This window comes from Pseudooceanicola aestuariicola (genome assembly GCF_045763785.1).
Taxonomy (GTDB): Bacteria; Pseudomonadota; Alphaproteobacteria; order Rhodobacterales; family Rhodobacteraceae; genus Pseudooceanicola.
This window is the reverse complement of the sequence record NZ_JBJGSF010000003.1, coordinates 250,560-270,479: the sequence shown is the minus strand read 5'-3', so window position 1 is coordinate 270,479 and position 19,920 is coordinate 250,560. Positions and strand designations below refer to the sequence as shown.

At 62.6% G+C, this 19,920-nt stretch carries 16 protein-coding genes; 10 read left to right on the top strand and 6 right to left on the bottom strand.

What is annotated here, in order from left to right; genetic code table 11:
• Window positions 1-68 precede the first annotated feature (68 nt).
• Window positions 69-3,344 carry a carbamoyl-phosphate synthase large subunit gene (gene carB / locus ACI3GR_RS13730; protein ID WP_407495268.1) on the top strand — a complete coding sequence of 1,092 codons (3,276 nt, stop codon included), beginning with the start codon at window positions 69-71 and terminating at the stop codon, window positions 3,342-3,344.
• Window positions 3,345-3,665: 321 nt separating this feature from the next.
• Here carB and arsH read toward each other — a convergent pair whose 3' ends face one another.
• Entirely contained in the window at window positions 3,666-4,382 is a 717-nt protein-coding gene (gene arsH, locus ACI3GR_RS13725) for an arsenical resistance protein ArsH (RefSeq protein WP_407495267.1), read from the bottom strand.
• A 107-nt stretch (window positions 4,383-4,489) separates the two neighbouring features.
• Here arsH and ACI3GR_RS13720 point away from each other — a divergent pair, with 107 nt between their 5' ends.
• From ACI3GR_RS13720 to ACI3GR_RS13700, 5 genes are all read left to right on the top strand, one after another.
• On the top strand, window positions 4,490-5,080 hold the full coding sequence (locus tag ACI3GR_RS13720) for a thymidine kinase (protein ID WP_407495266.1): 591 nt from the start codon (window positions 4,490-4,492) through the stop codon (window positions 5,078-5,080).
• Window positions 5,081-5,163: 83 nt separating this feature from the next.
• Complete coding sequence (locus tag ACI3GR_RS13715; RefSeq protein WP_407495265.1) at window positions 5,164-6,129, top strand: zinc-binding metallopeptidase family protein; 966 nt, start codon at window positions 5,164-5,166, stop codon at window positions 6,127-6,129.
• Window positions 6,130-6,250: 121 nt separating this feature from the next.
• Window positions 6,251-9,685: a transglutaminase family protein gene (locus ACI3GR_RS13710; RefSeq protein WP_407495264.1), complete on the top strand. Its 3,435-nt coding sequence runs from the start codon at window positions 6,251-6,253 to the stop codon at window positions 9,683-9,685.
• 18 nt (window positions 9,686-9,703) lie between these two features.
• Window positions 9,704-12,115, top strand: coding sequence for a circularly permuted type 2 ATP-grasp protein (locus tag ACI3GR_RS13705; RefSeq protein WP_407495263.1), 2,412 nt, complete (start codon window positions 9,704-9,706; stop codon window positions 12,113-12,115).
• Window positions 12,116-12,117: 2 nt separating this feature from the next.
• Window positions 12,118-12,996, top strand: a complete 879-nt coding sequence (locus ACI3GR_RS13700) for a transglutaminase family protein (RefSeq protein ID WP_407495262.1) — start codon at window positions 12,118-12,120, stop codon at window positions 12,994-12,996.
• Between the two features lie 18 nt (window positions 12,997-13,014).
• Here ACI3GR_RS13700 and ACI3GR_RS13695 read toward each other — a convergent pair whose 3' ends face one another.
• The 5 genes from ACI3GR_RS13695 to ACI3GR_RS13675 form a co-directional block, all read right to left on the bottom strand.
• Window positions 13,015-13,968 carry a 2-hydroxyacid dehydrogenase gene (locus tag ACI3GR_RS13695; protein WP_407495261.1) on the bottom strand — a complete coding sequence of 318 codons (954 nt, stop codon included), beginning with the start codon at window positions 13,966-13,968 and terminating at the stop codon, window positions 13,015-13,017.
• Complete coding sequence (locus ACI3GR_RS13690; RefSeq protein ID WP_407495260.1) at window positions 13,965-14,306, bottom strand: tRNA-binding protein; 342 nt, start codon at window positions 14,304-14,306, stop codon at window positions 13,965-13,967. Before ACI3GR_RS13690 ends, ACI3GR_RS13695 begins: the two co-directional genes overlap by 4 nt.
• Window positions 14,296-15,111 carry a pyrroline-5-carboxylate reductase gene (gene proC, locus ACI3GR_RS13685; protein ID WP_407495259.1) on the bottom strand — a complete coding sequence of 272 codons (816 nt, stop codon included), beginning with the start codon at window positions 15,109-15,111 and terminating at the stop codon, window positions 14,296-14,298. Before proC ends, ACI3GR_RS13690 begins: the two co-directional genes overlap by 11 nt.
• A gap of 57 nt (window positions 15,112-15,168) precedes the next feature.
• Complete coding sequence (locus tag ACI3GR_RS13680) at window positions 15,169-15,669, bottom strand: type III secretion system chaperone family protein (protein WP_407495258.1); 501 nt, start codon at window positions 15,667-15,669, stop codon at window positions 15,169-15,171.
• A gap of 421 nt (window positions 15,670-16,090) precedes the next feature.
• Window positions 16,091-16,333: an accessory factor UbiK family protein gene (locus ACI3GR_RS13675; protein ID WP_407495257.1), complete on the bottom strand. Its 243-nt coding sequence runs from the start codon at window positions 16,331-16,333 to the stop codon at window positions 16,091-16,093.
• A 107-nt stretch (window positions 16,334-16,440) separates the two neighbouring features.
• Here ACI3GR_RS13675 and lgt point away from each other — a divergent pair, with 107 nt between their 5' ends.
• The 4 genes from lgt (at window position 16,441) to ACI3GR_RS13655 (ending at window position 19,546) form a co-directional block, all read left to right on the top strand.
• A complete protein-coding gene (gene lgt, locus ACI3GR_RS13670) occupies window positions 16,441-17,322 on the top strand; it encodes a prolipoprotein diacylglyceryl transferase (protein ID WP_407495582.1) in 882 nt (293 codons plus the stop codon).
• Entirely contained in the window at window positions 17,313-18,401 is a 1,089-nt protein-coding gene (locus tag ACI3GR_RS13665) for a class I SAM-dependent methyltransferase (RefSeq protein ID WP_407495256.1), read from the top strand. Before lgt ends, ACI3GR_RS13665 begins: the two co-directional genes overlap by 10 nt.
• On the top strand, window positions 18,398-19,153 hold the full coding sequence (gene pgeF, locus ACI3GR_RS13660; protein WP_407495255.1) for a peptidoglycan editing factor PgeF: 756 nt from the start codon (window positions 18,398-18,400) through the stop codon (window positions 19,151-19,153). The genes ACI3GR_RS13665 and pgeF overlap by 4 nt, the downstream gene beginning before the upstream one ends.
• A gap of 252 nt (window positions 19,154-19,405) precedes the next feature.
• Entirely contained in the window at window positions 19,406-19,546 is a 141-nt protein-coding gene (locus ACI3GR_RS13655) for a hypothetical protein (RefSeq protein ID WP_407495254.1), read from the top strand.
• The last annotated feature ends 374 nt before the right edge of the window (window positions 19,547-19,920 follow it).

Sequence of the window (19,920 nt, the reverse complement as noted above, 5' to 3'; positions counted from 1 at the left end):
GCAGGCCCCTTGCACCGGGTCGCTTCATGGCTATAACCCGCAAAGATTTGCGCTGCCGGGGAATGACCATGCCGAAGAGAACCGATCTTTCATCCATCATGATCATCGGCGCGGGCCCCATTGTCATCGGGCAGGCCTGCGAGTTCGACTATTCCGGCGCACAGGCCTGTAAGGCGCTGCGCGAAGAAGGCTACCGGGTCATTCTGGTGAACTCGAACCCCGCGACGATCATGACCGACCCCGGTCTGGCCGACGCGACCTACATCGAACCGATCACCCCCGAAGTCGTCGCCAAGATCATCGAGAAAGAGCGCCCCGACGCGCTGCTGCCCACCATGGGCGGCCAGACGGGTCTGAACACCTCTCTTGCACTTGAAGAAATGGGCGTGCTGGAAAAATTCGGTGTCGAGATGATCGGCGCCAAGCGCCAAGCCATTGAAATGGCAGAAGATCGCAAACTGTTCCGCGAAGCCATGGACCGGATCGGGCTGGAAAACCCCAAAGCGACCATCGTCACCGCGCCCAAGAAAAACGGCTACTTCGATATCAATGCCGGTCTGGCCGAAGCCATGGACGCGCTGGAAGACATCGGCCTGCCGGCCATCATCCGCCCCGCCTTTACCCTTGGCGGCACCGGCGGTGGCGTCGCCTATAACCGCGACGACTACGAATACTACTGCCGCTCGGGGATGGAAGCATCGCCGGTCGGTCAGATCCTCGTCGACGAATCCCTGCTGGGCTGGAAAGAGTTCGAGATGGAGGTCGTCCGCGACCGCGCCGACAACGCCATCATCGTCTGTTCCATCGAAAACGTGGACCCGATGGGCGTGCACACAGGCGATTCCATCACCGTGGCCCCCGCCCTGACCCTGACGGACAAAGAATATCAGGCGATGCGCTCGGCCTCGATCGCCGTGCTGCGCGAAATCGGCGTGGAAACAGGCGGGTCGAACGTCCAGTGGGCCGTCAACCCCGAGGACGGCCGCATGGTCGTAATCGAAATGAACCCGCGCGTGTCGCGGTCGTCGGCCCTGGCCTCCAAGGCCACCGGCTTCCCGATCGCCAAGATCGCGGCGAAACTGGCGGTGGGCTACACGCTGGACGAGTTGGATAACGACATCACCAAGGTCACGCCCGCCTCGTTCGAGCCGACCATCGACTATGTCGTCACCAAGATCCCGCGCTTTGCGTTCGAAAAATTCCCCGGCTCCAAACCGCACCTGACCACCGCCATGAAATCCGTCGGCGAAGCCATGGCGATTGGCCGGTCCTTCCACGAGTCGCTGCAAAAGGCGCTGGCGTCGATGGAAACCGGCCTGACAGGTCTGGACGAGATCGAGATTGACGGCGCGCCCGACAAGGCCGCCATCGTCAAGGCGCTGTCGGAACAGACCCCTGACCGTATCCGCGTGATCGCACAAGCGATGCGCCACGGCCTGTCGGACGACGAAATCCAAGGCGTCACTTCTTTCGATCCGTGGTTCTTGGCCCGTATCCGCGAAATCATCCGCGCCGAGGCCGAGATCAAGATGAACGGCCTGCCCGTCACCGAAGACGAATTGCGCAAATTCAAGATGCTGGGCTTTACCGACGCGCGTCTGGCAGCCCTGTCGGGCCGCGACGAAGATCAGGTCCGGCGTGCCCGCCAGAACCTTGGCGTCACCGCTGTCTTCAAACGCATTGACACCTGCGCCGCCGAATTCGAGGCGCAGACGCCCTACATGTATTCCACCTACGAAGAGCCCATGATGGGCGAGGTCGAGGATGAGGCCCGCCCGTCCGACCGCAAGAAGGTCGTCATCCTTGGCGGTGGCCCCAACCGGATCGGTCAGGGGATCGAGTTTGACTACTGCTGCTGTCACGCCTGTTTCGCGCTGACCGAGGCGGGCTATGAAACCATCATGGTCAACTGCAACCCGGAAACCGTATCGACCGACTACGACACCTCGGACCGGTTGTACTTTGAACCGCTGACCTTCGAACACGTCATGGAAATCCTGCGCGTCGAACAATCGAACGGCACCCTGCATGGGGTGATCGTTCAGTTCGGCGGCCAGACGCCGCTGAAACTCGCCAACGCGCTGGAGGCAGAGGGCATCCCGATCCTCGGCACCACGCCCGACGCCATCGACCTGGCCGAAGACCGTGAGCGTTTCCAGGACCTCGTCAACCGCCTTGGCCTGAAGCAGCCCAAGAACGGCATCGCCCATTCCGACGCCGAAGCGCTGGAAATCGCCGAAGGTATCGGCTTCCCGCTGGTGATCCGCCCGTCCTATGTTCTGGGTGGTCGCGCGATGGAAATCGTTCGCGATATGGACGGTCTGAAGCGCTACATCCGCGACGCCGTGGTCGTGTCGGGCGACAGCCCCGTTCTGCTCGACAGCTACCTGTCGTCTGCCGTCGAACTGGACGTCGACGCGCTCTGCGACGGCGACACCGTCCACGTCGCGGGCATCATGCAGCACATCGAAGAGGCCGGCGTTCACTCGGGCGACAGCGCCTGTTCCCTGCCGCCCCACAACCTGCCCCAAGACATCATCGACGAAGTGCGCCGCCAGACCGAAGCCCTTGCGAAAGAACTGAACGTTGTCGGCCTGATGAACGTGCAATACGCGGTCAAAGACGGCGTCGTTTACCTGATCGAGGTAAACCCCCGCGCCTCCCGCACCGTGCCCTTCGTCGCCAAAGCGGTGAATTCGCCGATCGCGTCGATCGCCGCACGCGTCATGGCGGGCGACAAGCTGGATCAGTTCGATCTGGTTGACCCGATGATCGACCGTTTCGCGGTGAAAGAAGCCGTTCTGCCCTTCGCCCGCTTCCCCGGCGTCGATACGATCCTCGGGCCGGAAATGCGCTCGACCGGTGAAGTCATGGGCTCTGACACCACCTTTGCCCGCGCCTTCCTCAAGGCACAGCTGGGCGCTGGCACTGACCTGCCCACCGGCGGCCGCGTCTTCATCTCGATCCGTGACGAAGACAAGACCGACGCCATGATGGAAGCCGCCAAGACCCTGTCGGATCAAGGCTTTATCCTTGTCGCGACCCGCGGCACGGCTGCGTGGCTGAAGGATGCGGACATCGCCTGCGAATTGGTCAACAAAGTCTATGAAGGTCGCCCGAACATCGTCGACCTGCTGAAAGACGACCAGATCGCGCTGGTGCTGAACACCACCGAAGGCCAGCAGTCCATTGAGGACAGCCGCGAAATCCGGTCCGTCGCGCTATACGACAAGATCCCGTATTTCACGACCGCCGCTGGCGCACAGGCCGCCGCGCAGGCGATTGCCTCGCGCGACATGGACAGCCTCAAGGTGACGTCGCTGCAGGAACTGGCAGGGGCGTAACCCGGTCTGTCTGCATCCCAGATTACGCGAATGAAAACCGCCTGCGCTGAACGAAGCGTGGGCGGTTTTCACATTCAGGCACTCGATAGCTGACGCGGTCTTGCCGTCCTGATCCTAGCCGACCGCAAAACTGACCGAACAACTTGACTAAAGCCGGGCACTTCACACCCTCGCCCCCCGCTCCCGCAATCAGCGTAACGGTCCCACTAGGGTGCCATCCGGCTGCGCCCTAAGGCTACTGCGCCAGAGCCCCAATCCTTCTTTGGTCCCATAAATATCCCGGGGGAGGCGCGCAGCGCCGGGGGCAGCGCCCCCAAACCCCTACAACGACTTCAAATTCACCCGCTCGGATGCCTTCTCTGCACTTTCCACCCGCTCGGAATACCGGTCCACCAAATACTCGGCCCGCCCCCGCACCAGCCACGTGAATTTCACCAGCTCTTCCATCACATCGACCACGCGGCGATAGAACGGCCCCTCGGGCAAACGCTGATCTTCGTCGTATTCCAAAGACGCGCGCGGGATGGATGACTGATTGGGGATCGTGATCATGCGCATCCAGCGTCCCATGATCCGCATCTGGTTGACCGCATTAAAGGATTGCGACCCGCCCGACACCTGCATCAACGCCAGCGTCTTGCCCTGCGTCGGACGCACGCCGCCCATGTTCAATGGCAACCAGTCGATCTGGTTCTTGATCACGGCGGTCATTGTCCCGTGCTGTTCCGGCGAAGACCAGACCATGCCTTCGGACCAGACGGCAAGATCGCGCAATTCGCGCACCTTGGGATGATCCGCCTGCGCCGGGTCATACATCGGCAGGCCAGATGGATCGAACACCCGCGTCTCGCAGCCTAAGGCCTGCAGGATCCGCTCTGCCTCCAGCACGGTTTTCTTGGAATAGCTCTGCGGCCGCAGCGCCCCGTAAAGCAGCAGGATACGCGGCGGATGACGCGGGTCCTCCGCTTTGGCCAGATGGTCCACGTCAATGGCGGGCAGCTTGTCTGCAACAAGGGCGGGAAGATCGTGCGGGTCCATGGGCTCTCCTGCGGGTGTGTACCGGGCGCATACCAGCAGAACTTAGGCCCCGCATCCCGAAAACCAACCCGTCTGGACATGGCCGCAAAGGCCTGCATAAAACCCCCATGGCCAAGCTTTATTTCAACTACTCCACCATGAACGCGGGCAAATCGACCGTGCTTCTGCAGGCGTCGCATAACTATATCGAACGGGGCATGCAGACCTATCTGATGACGGCGAAACTGGACGACCGCGCAGGCACCGGTCGCATCGCCAGCCGCATCGGCATCGGGGCCGAGGCAGACACCTTCACCGCCGCCGACGACCTGTTCGCCCGCATCCAGTCGCGTCTGGACGCCGGCCCCTGCGCCTGCGTGTTCATTGATGAGTCGCAGTTTCTGACCCGCGATCAGGTCTGGCAACTGGCCCGCGCCGTCGATGACCTTGGCGTCCCGATCATGTGCTACGGCCTGCGCGTCGATTTTCTGGGAGAGTTGTTCGAAGGCTCTGCCGCGCTTCTGGCGCTGGCGGATGAAATGCGAGAGGTCCGCACCATCTGCCATTGCGGCAAGAAGGCCACCATGGTCGTGCGCCGGGGCCCGGATGGCAAAGCGCTGCGCGAAGGCGCACAGGTTCAGGTCGGCGGGAATGAAACCTATGTGTCTCTGTGCCGTCGCCACTGGCGCGAAGAGATGGGGGACAGCCCCGGAGCCTGATCTTTTCGGGCAATCCCCATCTGCGCGGAACTCTGGGCGGCGATAAACGTTGCAACAGGCCCCATGCCTGCCAAAGTGACCCCATGCAAATTTTCCTCTGCCCCGCCTGCCACGCGCCGGTCTATTTCCACAACCTCGCCTGCGCCTGCGGGACTGCGATCTATTTTGATCCCGAAGCGCAGGCCCTGACCACCCGGCCCGCGCCCTGCCGCAACCGCGAAGACATCGGCTGCAACTGGGTCGCGGAAACCGATGGCCTGTGCCGCTCCTGCGCGATGACGGAAACTGTGCCCGATCTGCGCGAAGCCACGAACCTGCCGCTATGGCAGCACAGCGAATATGCCAAACGTTGGGTTCTGGCGAACCTTGGCCGGTGGGGCTGGTTCGACCACCGCGACACCGGGGCACGCCCGTCCTTCTTGATGCTGTCGGAACAGACCGTTCAAGGCCGCGAAGACGTCACCATGGGCCACGCGGACGGAGAGATCACCATCAACGTGACCGAAGCCAGTGATGCCGTGCTGGCCAAACGGCAGGAAGAACTGGGCGAGCTATATCGCACCATGACCGGTCATATCCGACATGAAATCGCGCACTTCCTCTTCCTGCGTCTGGCCGAGACCCCGGACTTCCTATCAGGTTTCCGTGACCTCTTCGGCGACGAACGCGCCGACTATGGCGAGGCGTTGCAAGCCCATTACGCCAATCCCCAACCTGCGGGGCACCATCACATTACCAGCTATGCCACCGCCCATCCGCACGAAGACTGGGCCGAAACCATCGCCCACCTGCTGCACCTTGTGGACATGGTCGACAGCGCGGGCGCGGCACAACTGGCCCTGCCCGGCGGCGTAGTGCCCGGTTACGACGCCTATACCGATGCAGACACCGACCGCCTTGTCAGTCGCGCCGTGGAAATCTCGATCGCCATCAACCACGTCAACCGCGCGATGGATCTGCCCGACATCTACCCCTTTGTTCTGGCCGACGGCGTTCGGCAGAAAATGGCCTTTGCGCATCAGCATCTGATGCGAGCCATGCCCGGCTAAGCTGCTGAAAAAAACGGCAAGGTTGCAATGATCCTTGTCTGCTTTACCGTGGTAGGTCATCACGACATACCATCCGCAACGTCCCCGGCGCACTCTGGGGACGATCAAAGCAGGCAGGCCCATGGCGATTCACGCAAGCATCTATCATCTGACGCACTACAAATATGATCGCCCCGTTACGCTCGGGCCGCAGATCATCCGGCTAAGACCCGCGCCCCATTCGCGGACGCGGGTGATTTCCCATTCGCTCAAGGTCAGCCCGGGCGGGCATTTCGTGAACCACCAGCAGGACCCTTATGGCAACTGGCTGGCGCGCTTCGTGTTTCCCGAACCCGTGCGTGAATTTAAGATCGAGGTCGACCTGACCGCCGATATGACCGTCTACAACCCGTTCGATTTCTTCGTCGATGAAACGGCCGAGGAATGGCCGTTCAATTATCCCGAGGAATTGACGCAGGATCTGTCGATCTATCGCAAGCCAGAGCCGATGACCCCGATGGTCGAACAATTCCTTGCCGGTGTGGATCAGACTGAAGCGCGGACGGTGGATTTTCTGGTCGGGCTGAACCGGCAGGTCTCTGATCGTGTGGAATACACCATCCGGATGGAGCCCGGGGTGCAGACGCCCGAGGAAACGCTTTCCATCGGCTCCGGCTCTTGCCGCGATTCGTCTTGGCTGCTGGTGCAATGCCTGCGCCACCTTGGTTTTGCCGCGCGCTTCGTATCCGGCTACCTGATCCAGCTGAAGCCGGATCTAGAGGCGCTGGATGGCCCTTCTGGTACAGATCACGATTTCACTGACCTGCACGCTTGGGTCGAGGTTTACCTGCCCGGCGCGGGCTGGATCGGGTTCGACCCGACCTCTGGCCTGATGACCGGCGAATCCCATATCCCACTGGCCGCCACGCCGCATTATCAGAACGCCGCGCCCATCGTCGGCGGCTTTTCCTCCGCAGGCGCCCCCGAGGTTGATTTCAACTTCGACATGCAGATCACCCGCGTGGCCGAACATCCGCGCATCACCAAACCCTTCTCGGACGAGGCATGGGAAAGGCTGAACGCGCTTGGCCATCACGTCGATGAACGTCTGCAAAAAGGCGACGTGCGCTTGACCATGGGCGGAGAGCCGACCTTTGTTTCGATCGATGATTTCGAGGCCGAGGAATGGAATACAGACGCGGTGGGCCCCACCAAACGCGGTCTAGCCGATACGCTGATCCGCAAGCTGAAGACCCGCTTCGCGCCGGGCGGCTTCCTGCATTACGGTCAGGGCAAATGGTATCCCGGTGAAAGCCTGCCGCGCTGGACCTTTTCGCTGTATTGGCGGCTGGATGGTCAGCCGGTTTGGAAGAACACCGACCTGATCGCCAAAGAAAGCGATACCGGCAAAGCCACGGCCGAAGCTGCGGGCCAGTTCATGGGCCGTTTTGCCGAGGCTTTGGGGCTGGAATCCGACTACGCCCAGCCCGCTTATGAGGACCCTGCCGAATGGATCCTGAAAGAGGCGAACCTGCCGTCAAACGTGACGCCGGAAAACTCCAAGCTGAAAAACCCCGAAGACCGTGCGCGATACGCCCGCGTCTTCAACCGCACCCTGACCGAGGCGGCGGGCTATGTCCTGCCGATCCAGCGTTGGCAGGGCAAGGCATCGAAGTGGCAATCAGAGCTTTGGCGGCCCCGGCGCGGCAAGCTGTTCCTTGTGCCCGGCGACAGCCCCGTCGGGTTCCGCCTGCCACTGGGATCGCTGCCCCATATCGCGCCTGCGCATTACCCCTATTCCTACCCTGCCGATAATTCTGCCCCGGTTGAACCGCTGCCCGATTTCCACGCTGAAATCGCCCAGCGCCGCAAGCTGGTCGACGAAGAAATCGCGCGGATCGAGGCAGAAGAAGCGGACGAGCGTGCCCGCATGATGCCGGAGGAATCCAAGGGGCATACGCAGCCCAAGCGCGCCGTGGCCGAGGCCGAAGGTGACCGCCAGACCGTGATCCCTCAGGGCGGTGAGCCCGAGGAAGGCTATGAAGGGATCGGCGCTGTCCGCACCGCCATCGCGATTGAACCACGCGACGGGAAACTCTGTCTCTTCATGCCGCCCTGTGACCGGCTAGAGGACTATCTGGAACTGATCGCCGCCGCCGAAGAAACCGCTGCCGAACTGGACCTGCCTATCCATATCGAAGGCTACTCGCCCCCGTCCGATCCCCGCCTGAACGTCATCCGCGTGGCGCCCGATCCGGGCGTGATCGAGGTGAACATTCACCCCGCGCACAGCTGGAATGATTGCGTCGCCACGACCGAAGCGATCTATGAAGAGGCCCGCACATCGCGTCTTGGCGCCGACAAGTTCATGATCGACGGTCGCCACACCGGCACGGGCGGCGGCAATCACGTCGTCGTTGGCGGGGCCACCGTGGGCGATAGCCCCTTCTTGCGGCGTCCCGACCTGCTGAAATCGCTGATCCTGATCTGGCAGCGGCATCCCAGCCTGTCCTACCTCTTTTCCGGCATGTTCATCGGCCCGACTTCTCAGGCCCCGCGGATCGACGAGGCGCGGCATGATACGCTGTACGAGCTGGAAATTGCGCTGGCGCAGATCCAGTCGCCGGACATGGGCACGCCACCGCCACCTTGGTTGGTCGACCGCCTGCTGCGCAACATGCTGACAGATGTCACCGGCAACACCCACCGCGCCGAGATCTGCATCGACAAACTCTTCTCACCCGACGGGCCCACAGGCCGCCTTGGCCTGGTCGAATTCCGCGGGTTCGAAATGCCGCCCGATCCCCGTATGTCGCTGGCCCAACAGGTCTTGCTGCGCGCCATCATCGCGCGCTGCTGGGAAAGCCCCGTGGTGGGCCGCCCTGTCCGCTGGGGCACTGTCCTGCATGACCGTTTCATGCTGCCGCACTATCTGTGGGAAGATTTCCTAAGCCTTCTGAACGATCTGCGCGATCACGGCTATGACCTTGATCCCGTCTGGTTTGAGGCGCAGTCCGAATTCCGCTTCCCCTTCTGCGGTCAGATCGAAACCGACGGCGTGCACCTTGAGGTGCGTCAGGCGCTGGAGCCGTGGCATGTGCTAGGCGAAATGGGCGCGATTGGCGGAACCGTCCGCTATACCGATAGCTCGGTCGAACGGATGCAGGTTAAACTGACCACGCTGCATCAGGATCGCTATAGCGTGATGTGCAACCAGCGGCCTGTGCCGATGGCGAAAACACTGACGTCCGGCGTGTCGGTGGGCGGTGTTCGTTTCAAGGCGTGGCAACCCGCCGAGGCGCTGCACCCCACCCTGCCCGTTAACGCGCCCTTGGTGTTTGACATCTATGATGAGTGGACGGGCCGCGCGATTGCGGGCTGCACCTATCACGTCGCCCACCCCGGCGGGCGCAACTACGACACCTTCCCGATCAACGGGTATGAGGCAGAGGCACGCCGCCTGGCCCGGTTCGAACCGCACGGCTACACGCCCAAGGATTACCGCCCGGCGCCGGAAACGCCGCATCCTGAATTCCCGATGACCCTTGACCTTCGTCGCCCGCCCGGATTGGGTTAAGCACTTAACCGGAGGCCCATGGACAAATCGACTCAGACCGACGCAAGCAGCCCGCTGCTTGCCGACTATAAGGTATCGGGGAACGCCGCGGACGAATTGTTCGACCGCGCCGGAACCATGCGTCCTGTCTGGCGGCCCTTTGTCCAAACCCTGACCAACCTGTCGGAACAAGAACTGCGCGCCAAATTCGAACGGTCGCGGCATTATCTGCGCGATGCGGGGGTGTATTTCCGGCAGTATTCAGACGACGCGCTGGACGAACGCGAATGGCCCCTGTCCAACATTCCGGTCCTGCTGCACGAAACTGAATGGGATCAGATCTGCCGCGGGCTGGAGCAGCGCGCCGACCTGTTGGAATCGGTCATGGCGGACCTCTACGGTCCCGGCCGCCTGATGGCCGATGGCCACCTACCCCCGCGGCTGATTACGGAAAACGTCCACTGGAAACGCCCCATGGTCGGCGTCCAGCCGCGCGGTGGGCACTACCTGCACTTTCTGGCGTTCGAAATCGGGCGATCCCCGGATGGCAGCTGGTTTGTATTGGGCGACCGAACCTCGGCCCCGTCTGGCGCGGGCTTTGCGCTGGAAAACCGGATGGCGATGCGCCGGGTCTTTAACGAAGACTACCCCCGCGCCTATACCCACCGCTTTGCCGGGTTCTTCGAAAACTTCCGCCGTACGCTGACCAAACTGGCCACCGCGAACCGGACCGAGGCCCATCAGGTCGGGCTGCTGACCCCGGGCCGCGCCAACGATGCCTTTTTCGAACATCTGTATATCGCCCGCTACCTTGGCCTATTGCTGCTGGAAGGCGAAGACATCACCGTCAAAAACGGGCAGGCGATGGTGCGCACCATCGACGGACCCGTGCCGCTTGGCCTGCTCTGGCGGCGGATCGACAGCGCCTATGCCGACCCGCTGGAACTGAATCCCGACAGCCAGATCGGCGTGCCGGGCCTGATGGACGCGATCCGATCGGGATCGCTGGCGATGGTCAATGCACTTGGGGCGGGCGTTCTGGAAACCCGCGCCATGATGGCCTTCCTGCCCCGCATCAGCGAAGTGTTGACCGGCCAGCCGCTCGCCCTGCCCAACATTGCCACATGGTGGTGCGGCGACGAAATCGCGCGCGGATACCTGCGTGACAACGTCCACCGCATGCTGATCGCGCCCGCCATGTCGGTGGACCTGCCCTTCGACAGCAATTCCGAAACCGTTCTGGGGACAGAGCCCGAGATCCTGTCGATGCTCGACGCCCCCTCGCCCGATCTGGTGGGCCAAGAGGCGGTCAGCCTGTCCACCACGCCAACGTGGCGCGAAACGCCGGATGGCCCTCGTCTGGCGCCCAGCCCGATGACTGTCCGCGTCTTTGCCGCCCGCACAGAAACCGGCTGGCAGTTCCTGAAAGGCGGCTACGCCCGGATCGGCCCCGAAGGCGACAGCACGGCGCTTGCGATGCAGCGCGGCGGCAGCGTGGCGGATGTGCAGATCATCTCTGACAGCCGTGTGCCGGAACCGGCCAGCCCGCGATCAGACCCCGACCCCACCGGTCAGCGACGCGTCCGCACGGAAAGCGCGGCGCTGCCGTCACGGGCGGCGGACAACCTGTTCTGGCTGGGGCGCTACATCGTCCGGTTCGAAGACAGCGCCCGCCTTCTGCGCGCCTATCACCAGCGTCTGGCGATGACCGACAATCCGGAAGACCCGCTGCTAACCCTGATCGCAGAGGCACTGGATGACGTCGACATAGACGCAACCGAAACCATCCCCCGCGGCCTGCGTGACAGGCTGTATGCGGCGCATAACTGTGCCTCCAAGGTGCGGGACAGGTTTTCGATGGACGGCTGGTTCGCGCTGAACGATCTCGTGAAAACCACGGCGCAGATGGTCGACACCGCGCAGCCGGGCGACGATGCGGCCCGCGCCATGTCGGTGCTATTGCGCAAAACGGCGGGCTTTTCCGGCGTGGTCAAAGACAACATTTACCGCGTGTACGGCTGGCGGTTCCTGTCGATCGGTCGCGCGGTTGAACGGGCCGACAGCCTTGCCGCGACCTTGCAGACCTTCGCGGCCCCCGATACCCCCGAAGGCGCGCTGGACGTGGCGCTTGAGGTCGCGGATGGCACGATGACCCATCGCCGCCGCTATGCCATGGGGGCCAGCCGCGAATCCGTGATCGACCTTCTGGCGCAGGACACCGGCAACCCACGGTCGGTCCTGTTCCAGATCCGCGAAATGCAGGAGCTTGCCATGGACCTGCCCGGCGCGACCCTGTCGAACCGGCCCACACCCATTGTGCGCGAACTGTTACCCGTGCGGACACAGTTGGAAATCCTTGCCCCCGGTGACCTGACGCCAGAGGTTTTGGATCAGATGCGCATGGCCCTTGGCCGCGCCAGCGACCGTCTGGCCGAAGCGCACCTGAGATAACCATGCAGTACGACATCACCCTGCGCATCGACTACGACTACACCCATCCGACCGACCGGACGCGCAACCTGCTGCGCATCCTGCCCCGCGACATTCCCGGCCTTCAAACACTGGGAAATTGGACGCTGGCGCTGACCCCAACGCCATCGGAAAAAACTGGGTTCACGGATTTCTTCGGTAACGCCGTGACTTCGGCCATGTGGGATTACCCCATCGAAGAGGTGAAGATCGCGCTGTCGGTGCAGGTGGAACGCCTAAGCACCGCGCCGCTTTTATCGCTGGCCACCCCGCTGGATCGGTTGGACAGGGAACTGGACGCATCGCGCGACGTCAGCGCGCAGTCGCCCCTGCATTTCACCGCACCGTCCCGCCGGGCCCCGCAGATCAAAGAGATCGCGACCTTCGCCCGCGACCTAATGCAACCGGGGATCACGGCGGCCGAAGCGGTTCAGATCATCGGCAGCGCCATCCACGACACGATGACCTATTCGGAAGAGGCGACCACCGTCGACACCCCGACCGCCGAAGCCTTTGCCAAGCGCGCGGGCGTCTGTCAGGACTTTTCGCACATCATGATCACCTGCCTGCGCAGCCTCGGCATCCCGGCAGGCTACGTGTCCGGTTTTCTTCGGACTTTCCCGCCCCCCGGCAAGGAAAAGCTGGTGGGCGTCGATGCCATGCACGCCTGGGTCAGCGCCTGGGTCGGGCCGGAAATCGGCTGGATCGAATTTGATCCGACCAATGATCAGGCCGTGAACTCTGACTACATCACCATCGGCTACGGGCGCGATTACGACGACGTGGCCCCCGTGGTGGGGGCCATGCGCGGGGCGGGCGATCAGACCAGCGACCAATCGGTCGATGTGGCCGTGATCGAATAAGACCGCGTGGGATAAGGATCAATCGATCCGGTTCGGCACAGCCTCGCCCGCGAAATAAGCCCGCAGGTTTTCGACAGCCATCAACCCCATCTCTTCCCGCACCTCTTGGGACGAGGTGCCAAGATGCGGAAACAGGGTCACGTTCTCCATCTTCAGCAACTCCGGGCTGACCTTGGGTTCGTGTTCATACACGTCCAGCCCCGCGCCACCGATTTTGCCTGCGCTCAGCGCAGCGACCAGCGCGGCTTCATCCACGATATTACCGCGCGCGATGTTCACCAGAATGGCATGGGGCTGCATGGAGCCCAGCACATCCGCATTGATCAGGTGATGCGTTTCTTCTCCGCCCGGGGCGGCGACAATGACCACATCGGCCTTGGCGGCGACCTGATCCAAGGGCATCTGCGTGGCAGTAAAATCCACCGCCTTGTCGGACCGGTTGGCGTAGATCACCGACATGCCGAACCCAAAGTGACAGCGCCGCGCAATTGCCTGACCGATGCGGCCCATGCCCACGATCCCGACGGTCTTGCCGGTGACATGCATCCCCAGCAGTTGCGTCGGATGCCAGCCTTCCCACTTGCCCGCGCGGACCAGCCGTTCGCCTTCGCCGGCCCGCCTTGCTGTCGCCAGCATCAGGGTCATCGCGATATCTGCCGTGGCATCTGTCACCGCGCCGGGCGTATTCGACACGGTCACCCCATGCGCCGCGCAGGCCGCCACGTCGATGTGGTTGTACCCAACACCGAAGTTCGCAACAATCTTGCACCGAGGGCGTCCGAAATCGGCCAGCGTTTCAGACGTGATCGTATCGCCCAAGGTGACCATCATCCCGTCGTACACCGCAAAGCCCGCGCGCAATTCCCCACTGCTCATCGGTTTGTTCGACGGGCGCACTTCGACGTCGAACAATTCTTCTGCCGCGGCCAGCGTTTGGGGCGGCATCGGTCGGCTGATCAGAACACGTTTCAATGCATCCGCTCCCCTGCCGCGACGTCCTTGTCAGGGGTCACCAGAACGATCCCGCCGTCCGCGTCCGCGACGCCCAATGTCAGCACTTCGGACATGAAAGGGCCGATCTGGCGCGGGGGAAAGTTCACCACCGCCATGACCATCTTGCCAACCAGCGCATCAGGCGTGTAATGCGCGGTGATCTGGGCCGAGGTCTTCTTCTCTCCGATCTCGGGTCCGAAATCGATCCACAGCTTGATCGCGGGCTTGCGCGCCTCGGGGAACGGCTCGGCCCGGACGACCTTGCCCGCGCGGATATCGACCTTCAGGAAATCGTCAAAGCTGATCTCATCCGTCACGGCCAAGCTCCCTTGATCGGTCGGCGGCAGCCTGTACGGCGCGGCGGATCAGACCGGGAAAGCCACTGACCCCGTCCATCAGAACCTCTAGCGCGGCCTGCGTGGTGCCATTGGGGCTGGTGACGTTGACGCGCAACTGGCTGGGATCTTCGTCAGCATCCTCGGCCAATTGGCCAGCGCCGCCCACGGTCGCTTTGGCCAAAGCCATGGCCAATTCGGGGCTTAGCCCCTCGGCCTCTCCTGCAGCGGCGAGCGTTTCGATCAGGTGGAACACATACGCGGGGCCAGAACCAGACACGGCCGTCACCGCATCCATCTGGTGTTCCGCCTCAAGCCGCACAACTTGACCAACGGCGGACAGCAGATCCTCGGCCATATCCAAATGGGCGTCTGTCGCAGCGGCGTTGCCGATGATCGCCGTGATCCCCCGCCCCACCGCAGCGGGTGTGTTGGGCATGGCGCGGATGATCGGCGTGTCTGAACCAAAGACGTCTTCGAACCTGGAAATCGGCGTACCGGCAGCGACCGAGATGATCAGCGTATCGCCACCACCCAAAGCCGCGACCTGCGGCAGCGCATCGCCCATCATCTGCGGTTTGACCGCAATGATCGCCACGGCGGGCGCGTCAGGAAAATCGCTGTTCAGATTGATCCCGGCGGTCGTCAACCAATCAGCCGGGTTCGGGTCTTTGACCCAGACGCTGGAGCCGGGCAGCCCGCCCTTCAACCAACCAGAGAGCATCGCGCCCCCCATCTTGCCGCAGCCGACAAGGACCAGACCCTTGCGGGCCACTGCATCTTGCATGTCTTGCTCCCTCAGATCAGGGGCGCCTTAGGTTCGCGCCCCCGTTTCGGGATCAGACTAGGCGCGCCCGTAGGCCTCTGCAATGGCGACCTGCATCGCATCGGCAGGGCTTTGCCCGCCCCAGATGTTCAGCTGCATCGCCGGGTAGAACCGTTCCGCCGAGATAACGGCGGACGAGATCATCGTGTCGATCTGTTCCGGGCTTGCCATCTGGTCGCCGCCCAGCACGAGGCCGTAACGGAAGACGCTTAGCTTATGCTCGGCCCAGTAGGTGAAAGACCCGGCCCAGCATTGGTCGTTGATCAGGTTCAGCAGCTCGTAAAGACCCGGCAGGGCCTCTTCGGGCGGCTCCATTTCAAACGTGCAGACCAGACGCAGGGTCTGATCGTAATGTGACCATGCAAGGGTCACGGAATAGGTGCGCCACTGACCTTCAACGGCCATCGCGATCTGGTCGTCTCCGATCCGGTCGAAATCCCATTCATGGTGTTCGGCCAGATGTTCGACGATGTCGATAGGATGAAGTTCTTCAGTCAGGAACTGCTCGGACAATGCCATTGCGCCACCTCTTTTTGGTTGTAGCGCGGGGGCGTCGGAAGCGCCCCAAGCGCTAGGTGCCTGCTCTAGGGGCTGGGCGATTTCCCGCGCCCCATACGAGATATGGTGAGGGGCCAGAAGCGATGTGGCAAGCAAATTATTGGGGATAACCGCAGGAAGTTGTGGATAGCCGCAAGAATAGCCCAAGAATAGGCACGCCATTTGATGAATATGACAGCGGTGTGACGGATCAACCAAGGATAGAGCGGCGAATCTGGGGAAAAGCGACCCCCAACGAAGGTGAACGTCGCTCATCTTCACGGAGGGCAACCCCGGGCGGGACATCTGATCGACTTCGGCGACGATAAAACACCGCAACAAAATCAAAGGCCGCGCAGTCCCCCGCGCGGCCTTGAATCACTCAAACGGCGTAGCTTGAACTTCAGCCCTTCGCCTCAAGCGCATCCAGACGTGCCTTCAGCGCCTCGTTCTCTTCCCGCGCCTTCTGCGCCATGGCGCGCACAGCGTCGAATTCTTCCCGCGTGACGAAATCGCGGTCCGCAAGCCAGCGGTCGATGGCGGATTTGAACGCGGTCTCTGCCTCGTCCTTTGCCCCCTGCGCCACGCCCATGGCGTTGGTCATCAACTGGGACATATCGTCAAAAAATTTCGATCGGGTTTGCATGGCCGTCTCCAATATCGCTTTGCTCCTATATGGGCCGCACCCCGCCGCTTCACAAGCCCCGGCCCCTGTTGACTTCCCCGCGCGCGCATAGGCATGTCACGCCTATGATCGCTCATGTCCTGCCCTTCCCCGATATCTCGCCCGAGCTGTTTTCGATCCAGATCGGCGGAATGGAATTTGCCCTGCGCTGGTACGCGCTGGCCTATATCGTGGGCATTCTGCTGGGCTGGATGATCGCCCGTCGTGCGCTTAGCCGGCCTGCGCTCTGGCCCCAAGACACGCGCCCCATGACCAAGGAGCAGCTGGACGATCTGCTGACGTGGATCATTCTGGGGGTCGTGGTCGGCGGGCGGCTAGGCTTTGTTCTGTTCTACCAGCCGGGTTATTACCTGCGGAACCCTCTGGAAATCCCCATGATCTGGCAGGGCGGCATGGCCTTTCACGGCGGCTTTCTGGGTGTCGTCGTCGCCACGTGGATATTTTGCGCCCGTAACGCGATCCCCAAGATGCAGACCGCGGACCTTCTGGCCCTGTCCACCCCGGTGGGCATCATGCTGGGCCGCATCGCCAATTTCATCAACGCCGAGCTGTGGGGCCGCCCCTCTGACGCTCCATGGGCGGTGATCTTCCCCGGACCCTACGCGCTGTGTGACGACGCGCCCTGCGCCCGCCACCCCAGCCAGTTGTACGAGGCCGGGTTGGAAGGCCTGTTGCTGGGCGCCGTCCTGCTGACGCTGGCGTTCGGGTACAAGGCGCTGAAGAAACCCGGGCTGATCGCCGGCACGTTCTTTGCGGGCTATGGCATCGCGCGGTTCATCGTCGAATTTTTCCGTCTGGCCGATGCGCAGTTCATCACCGAAGATAACCCGCTTGGCCACGTTCTGCGCCTGACCGATACCATCGGCATCACCATGGGCCAGCTGCTGTCTCTGCCGATGGTGGCGATTGGCCTGACCCTGATCCTGCTGGGCCGTCGCCAATGGAAGTGACAAGCCTGACCGATCGTATCCGGCAACGGATCAGCCTGCAGGGGCCGCTGACCATAGCGGACTATATGTATATCTGCCTGCTGGACCCCGATCACGGCTATTATGCCACGCGCGATCCTTTGGGCACCAAGGGCGATTTCATCACCGCGCCCGAGGTCAGTCAGATGTTCGGTGAGGTCGTGGGCCTTGCCCTTGCCCAAGCTTGGATGGACCAAGGCAGCCCCAGCCCCTTTACCCTGGCCGAGGCCGGACCGGGCCGCGGGACGCTGATGGCCGACCTGCTGCGCGCCACGCGCGGAGTGCCGGGGTTCCACGATGCGATGCGTCTGGTTCTGATCGAAGCCTCGCCCACCTTGCGCAATATTCAGGCCGATACGCTGGCCGATTACACCCCCGCCTGGACGACCAGCTTTGACGATCTGCCCAAACGTCCGCTGTATTTCGTTGCCAACGAATTTTTCGACGCCCTGCCAATCCGACAGTTCCAGCGTCAGGGTCAGGGCTGGGCGGAACGGGTTGTCACGACGGACGGGGACGCCCTGACCTTTGCGCTGACGACCCCGCTGCCCCTGCCCGAACTCGCGCATCGGCTGGACGACACCGCCGACGGCGACGTGGTCGAGGTCTGCCCAGACGCCGCCCCCATCGCCGCCACGCTTGGCCAGCGCATCGCGACCCACGGCGGCGCGGCGCTGATCATCGACTATGGTGACTGGCGATCCAAGGGCGACACGTTCCAAGCCGTGCAAGCGCATCAACCGGTGTCTCCGCTGGACGCGCCCGGTGAGGCAGACCTGACGGCGCATGTCGATTTCGAAGCTTTGGCGCTGGCCGCCACCCCCGCGAAACCCAGCGCCATGACCCCTCAGGGCGTGTTTCTGGAACGCTTGGGCATCACGGCAAGGGCCGAAGCGCTGGCCCGGCGCATGTCCGGGGATGCGCTGCAATCCCACATTGCCGCACATCGTCGCTTGACCCACCCGCAGGAAATGGGAACCTTGTTCAAAGTGCTTGGCCTTACGCCTCCCGACCAACCGCATCTTGCAGGAACCACGGATCCCGGACGCACGACAGAATGACGCTGGAAACCATCACCTCGCGCAACCTCGCGCCCTACCGCCACGGGTTCTTTACCCGCAAGGGCGGGGCGTCCTCGGGTATTTTTGCGGGGCTGAACTGCGGCTACGGGTCTTCGGACCAGAACGAGATTGTGGAAATCAACCGTTCGCGGGTTGCGCTGGCCATGGGGGTGCCTGATCGTCATCTGGTGACCATCCGTCAGGTCCACTCTGCCGATGCCGTGACTGTCGTGGACGCCGAAGACGACCACCCCGAAGCCGACGCCATGGTGACCAACCGCCCCGGCGTGGCCTTGGCCATTCTGACGGCAGATTGCCAGCCAGTGCTGTTCTGCGATCCGGAAAACAACGTGATCGGCGCGGCGCACGCAGGCTGGAAAGGCGCCATCGACGGTGTGCTTGAGGCGACAATCGACGCGATGATCGGCCTTGGCGCCGAACGTCATGAAATCCGCGCCGTGATCGGACCCACCATCAGCCAGCGCGCCTACGAGGTCGGCCCCGAGTTTTTCGACCGGTTCGTCGACGAAGATCCCGACTACACCCGGTTCTTCGCCGGTGGCGACGGGGACCGGATGCATTTCGACCTGCCGTCTTTCGGGCTGCACCGCCTGCGCGAAGCCGGGATTGCGGATGCGGAATGGACGGGTCACTGCACCTACTCCGATCCGCAGCGGTTTTATTCCTACCGTCGCACCACCCACGCGAAAGAAGCCGACTACGGGCGCCTGATCTCGACCATCCGAATCTGATCCGCGTGTCCGCGTGCCTTGAGGTCCGCGGTCTGCCCCATTCCTGCCGAAATATTCTGGCCCGTTCGCCCCTTAACCTTCGTAAATTAAGGGGCCTGCCCAGTTGCCGCAATTCATCGGCCCCTGCCCGAAGATTTCTTCAAATCGCCCCTATTCGTCCTACTGCGGCCCCAAACCGGGGTCATAAAGACTTCAACGACCGGAACATCCGGCAGATGTCGAAAGACGAGCAGATTGAAAGGGATAAGCCCGATGAAGACGAAACAGAAACGCTGGATCCAGACTGTTGTCGCCACCGCCAAAGCGACCGACGTCAAGCTTCCTTATCAGCGCGGCAACCGTGCCGCCGTCGCCCGCCGTCTGCGGACCGAAACCAAGCGTCAGGCCGCCTGACCCAAGAATTTCGTCCGGCTCTTTGCCGGACACGACATACCGTCTGGCCAAACGTCAGGCGGGGCGCGATCAATGCCCCCAGATCGCGCCGCAAGAGGGGATGGTAGCTGCTCGCGCCGTCCCCTTTTTTGCGTCCGGATTTTCACCCTCTGACACCGCCGCCCCGAATCAAGTCGCGCTATGCGTGTTACGGGCAAATGCGGCACAATTAGCGGCTTAGCCGTCGACAATCCCGGTCATAAAATCCGCATTGCCCACGCCACGCGACCAATCGGTTCTAATTTTTGACAGATGCACCCGGCATCGTGAACATTGATCCCATCAAAGCCACAGAGTCCTTCTGGGTTGTCGGTGGGGGCCGACGCAGATGTGAC